This window comes from bacterium (assembly GCA_035703895.1).
GTDB lineage: Bacteria > Sysuimicrobiota > Sysuimicrobiia > Sysuimicrobiales > Segetimicrobiaceae > Segetimicrobium.
This window is the reverse complement of record DASSXJ010000082.1, coordinates 1-4,100: the sequence shown is the minus strand read 5'-3', so window position 1 is coordinate 4,100 and position 4,100 is coordinate 1. Positions and strand designations below refer to the sequence as shown.

The window sequence follows — 4,100 nt, the reverse complement described above, 5'->3', positions numbered from 1 at the left end:
CTGCCCTTTACCCTCCTCTCGGATCCCACGCCCCTGATCGGCCGGGACCGGGAACTGGAGGCCCTGCGCCACCACCTCCTCGGCGATTCGGTGCGCCTCCTCACCGTGATGGGGCCGGGCGGCGTCGGCAAAACCCGGCTCGCGCTCGCCGCGGCCCGCAGCGTGGAGGGGGCCTTCCCCGATGGGGTCTGGTTTATCGATCTAGTGCCGCTCCAGGACCCCACCCACATCGACGCCACGATCGCGCAGGCCCTGCAACTCAAAGACGCCGCCTCCCACTCTCCCCGCGAGCGCGTCGACGCCTACTTGAAACACCGCCGCGTCCTCCTAGTCCTGGATAACTTCGAACATGTCCGGCCCGCGGCGACCCGGATCGCCGACCTGGTGACGACTTGCCCGCACGTGAAAGTGCTCGTCACGAGCCGCGAGCCGCTGAACCTCCGCCTGGAGCAACGGATGCCCCTGCAGGGGCTCGCGATGCCCGCGCTCGCCCGGCCCAGCCTCGAGACCGTCGCCCAAGCGCCCGCAACGGTCCTCTTTCTGGAGCGGGCCAGGCTGGTCCAGCCGGATTTTGCCCACACGGCAGCGAACGCCCGCGCGCTGGCCGAGCTGCTGCACCGGCTCGACGGGATGCCCCTGGCCATCCAGATCACCGCGGCCCGCAGCAACGTCTTGTCGCCCGCGGCGATGCTGGCGCGGTTACGGGGGCAGGCGCTCCTCTCCACCGAAGAGGCGCGAGACGTGCCGCTCCGGCATCACACCCTCCGGGACGCGATCGAATGGAGCCATGCGTTGTTGGACCGCGGTGAGCAGGAGCTGTTCCGGCAGTTGGGGGTCTTTGCGGGAGGGTGGACGCTGGAGGCCGCCGAGGCCATCGTCGAGCGTCGGGATTCGGGCGCTCCCCTCTGGCGGACGCTGGCCTCGCTCGTCGATAAGAGCCTGGCGCAGACCGAAGGCGCCGGGGATGCGGATCTGCGGTACCGGATGCTGGAGACGATCCGCGAGTACGCACTGGAGCGGCTCGCGGCGAGCGGGGACCTCGACACCGTGAGACAGCAGCACGCCGACTACTACCTTGCCTTGGCCGAGCAGGCGGAACCGGAGTTGTGGGGCGCCGAGGAACAAGCGTGGCTGCGCCGGATGGAACAGGAGCATGAGAACTTCCGGGCGGTGCTGCGGTGGGCAGGAGAGCGGGGAGACAGCGAACTCAGTCTGCGCCTCGCCGGGGCGCTGGCTGACTTCTGGTGGATCCGCGATTACCTGCGGGAAGGACGCCGGTGGCTGGAGCAGGCCCTCGCGCTGAGCCCGGACGGCCCTCCGCAGCCCCGCGCCAAGGCGCTGGTGGGCGCCGGCACCCTCGCCGGGACGCTGGGCGACTACCCAACAGCCCGGGGGTTCTTGCAGGACGCGGTGGAACTTGCGGAGGCCCTCCACGACCCGGCCGCGACGGCTCGTGCCCTCACCCGGCTCGGCATGATCGCCATGTTCGAGGACGACATTCCGCAAGCACAGGCGCTGCAGGAGCGGAGCCTCGCCCTGTGCCGAGAGCTCCAGGATCTCCGGGGGCAGGCTCTAACGGTGGTCAGGTTGGGGTTGGCGTGTATGCGTCTTGGAGATCTCGACCGGGCCGAGGCCACCCTCACAGAAGGCCTGGACCTCTGCCGCACGGTGGGAAACAGGCGCCTGGCGGTGGTCGCGATGAGCATTCTCGCCCTCGTCAAGCTGAAGCGGCGGGATGACGTAGGAGCCGCCGTGATGGCAATCGCGGCGCTGACGTCCGCACGTGAGACGGCTCAGTCGCGCGCCCCGTGGTTTGCGGTGACGACCGCCGCGTTGGTGAGCGCGCACCGCGGCGACCTCGACCAGGCCGTCCGCCTGCTGACCGCGCTGGAGGGGTGGAGCGAGTGGACGGGTGACGTTATTGTCTTTGGACCCGCGGTTCGAGAGGCACGAGAGGAGATCACCGCCCGCGCACGCCAGCAGATGGGGGACTCGGCGTACCGCACGGCGGTGGCGGAGGGGCACGCGCTGTCGGCGGACGGGGCGGTCGACCTCGCGCAGGCCGCGCTCGAGCCGCTGACGCGCACCGGGCCGGATCGGGCTGCCGCGACCGGCGAGGCACGATCGCCCTCGGTCCTCAGCGACCGCGAGCAGGCCGTCCTGCGCCTCATCGCCGAGGGCCTGCCCAACAAACAGATCGGCGCCGCGCTCGCGATCGCTGAACGCACGGTGAAATCTCACGTCACCTCGGCGATGAACAAACTGGGGGTCGACAATCGCGCGCACGCCACCGTCGTGGCGATCCGGCGCGGACTCCTGTGAGCCTCCCCGCTTACGACCCTCGGGCGGCGAGGGACGTCCGCCTCCGCCTGGTGACCCGGCGCCGGCGGCGCGGCTTGTGGTTGAGGATGTTGTCCGGGATCGTCTCCTCCCACGTGATCATGCTGTGGAAGAAGACCTTGTCCTTCTCGTCCAGACCCCGCGTGACCTCGGTGATGTGCATGTTCCCGGCCCCGAAGGCTTTGAGCGCGTACTGGACCGCCGCCTCGGGCTTGGCCGCCTCGCCGCAGGTGTAGATGTCGAGCGCGACATACCCATCCTCGGGCCACGTGTGCACCGAGAGGTGGGACTCCGAGATCACGACCACCCCGCTCACGCCGTTGGGGCTAAACCGATGAAACGAGATCGCCCACACCTGCACGTTGGCGACCTCGGCGGCTCGCACCATGATTTGCTCGACCTCTTCCACGCGGCTGATCACCTCGGGGTTGCACCCGGACCCTTCCACGATATAGTGGTGCCCGACCGTTTCCATCGATCACCCCCTGGGCTGGCCCGCGGTGCTCAGTGCTCGACCGACTGCATGAGTTTGCGAATGAGCGCAATCACGGGAGTGCTGATCCCCGCCACGAGGATCGCGCTGACCAGGATCCCGAGCGCGAGCGAGATGATCGCCTGGCGCCGCGGCAACCCGAAGAGCCAGGCCAGCACGGTCCCCGAATAGACGCCGGGTCCCGGCAGCGGCAGGCTGACGTAGACGCCCACCCCGACGACCCCCCATCGTTCCACATATTTCCGGCCGCGTTTGCGGACCTCCTCAACAAAGTGCCGGACCAAGGGGATCCGCGAGATGAAGCGTTCATAGAAGAGGTCCATCACGAGGAACACCGGCACGATCACCACCCACGTGGCCGCGACCGCGGCGGCGATGGCGACAAGGGGATGCAGTCCCTTGGTGATCCCATAGGGGATGGCGATGCGGAGCTCGATAAATGGGGCGATGGACCAGAGCATCACATGAATGACCCGTTGCAGGATATCGTCAGACATCTCGACGGCTCGAGGCGCGAAGCCGGGCGATCCGCAGCTTTCGCTGGGCCCGGCGGGCTTCGGCCTGCTGCCACAGACGGCGCTCCTCCGGGGTGTCGGGGGTGAACGCGGGGACGGGCGCAGGCCGGCCATTCGCATCCAGATGCACCATCGTCAGGAACGCGGTGCACGTGTGATGGCGCTGCCCCGTCCACGGCTCCTCGCTCTCCACCAGCACGCCCACCTCCAGTGAGGAACGCCCAACATGCGTCAGCGTCGCCCGCACATCGGCGACCTGCCCCACCCGCAGCGGGTGCGTGAAATAGACGGTATCGAGCGATGCGGTCACGGTCGGCAGGTGACAGTACCGGATGGCGGAAATGCCGGCGATCTCGTCGAGCATAGCCAGGAGCTTGCCGGCGAACATCAAGGTGCCGCTCAGGGCGTCCTCCGGCATGATCAGGCGGCTCAACTGGACGGCGCGGTGGACGGGTCCGTGTTCCAGAATCGCGGGCAGGCCGGCGGACCCCGCGATGCGGGCCCGGGCGGTCCGGTCGGCTTTTCGCGCGGCGGCCGCCGCGTGCATGGCCGCCTCGGCGTCGGATGCGGGGGTGATCACCACCCCCACCGGACGGGGGCGCTCGTGTTCGTCGAGCCCGATAAACGCCAGATGCGATGAGGTCGTCCTGCGGCGTACGCCGCTGCGCGGATGCTCAGAGTACACCTCCACTCCGAGTTCAAGCGACGTGCGGCCGATGTATTCGACCTGGGAAGACACCGTGACGATCTCG

Annotated in this window: 4 protein-coding genes; 1 reads left to right on the top strand and 3 read right to left on the bottom strand. The window is 68.8% G+C overall.

Going from position 1 to position 4,100, the window contains the following annotated elements; all coding sequences use genetic code 11:
* Positions 1-2,322, top strand: a 2,322-nt coding sequence (locus tag VFP86_05865) for a LuxR C-terminal-related transcriptional regulator (GenBank protein ID HET8999154.1), incomplete at its 5' end; no start/stop codon positions are given.
* 10 nt (positions 2,323-2,332) lie between these two features.
* Here the strand turns inward: VFP86_05865 and speD are convergent.
* From speD to VFP86_05850, 3 genes are all read right to left on the bottom strand, one after another.
* The gene (gene speD, locus VFP86_05860; protein ID HET8999153.1) at positions 2,333-2,815 is read right to left on the bottom strand and encodes an adenosylmethionine decarboxylase; all 483 of its coding nucleotides are present in this window, start codon (positions 2,813-2,815) and stop codon (positions 2,333-2,335) included.
* A gap of 29 nt (positions 2,816-2,844) precedes the next feature.
* Positions 2,845-3,330 carry a small multi-drug export protein gene (locus VFP86_05855; protein ID HET8999152.1) on the bottom strand — a complete coding sequence of 162 codons (486 nt, stop codon included), beginning with the start codon at positions 3,328-3,330 and terminating at the stop codon, positions 2,845-2,847.
* Positions 3,323-4,100, bottom strand: a 778-nt coding sequence (locus tag VFP86_05850) for an acyl-CoA thioesterase (GenBank protein HET8999151.1), incomplete at its 5' end; no start/stop codon positions are given. The genes VFP86_05855 and VFP86_05850, both read right to left, overlap by 8 nt.

What these genes read in the sequence shown, in the direction of transcription:
- speD (HET8999153.1), bottom strand. Translation starts at nt 2,815, where the DNA reads ATGGAAACGGTCGGGCACCACTATATCGTGGAAGGGTCCGGGTGCAAC.
- VFP86_05855 (HET8999152.1), bottom strand. Translation starts at nt 3,330, where the DNA reads ATGTCTGACGATATCCTGCAACGGGTCATTCATGTGATGCTCTGGTCC.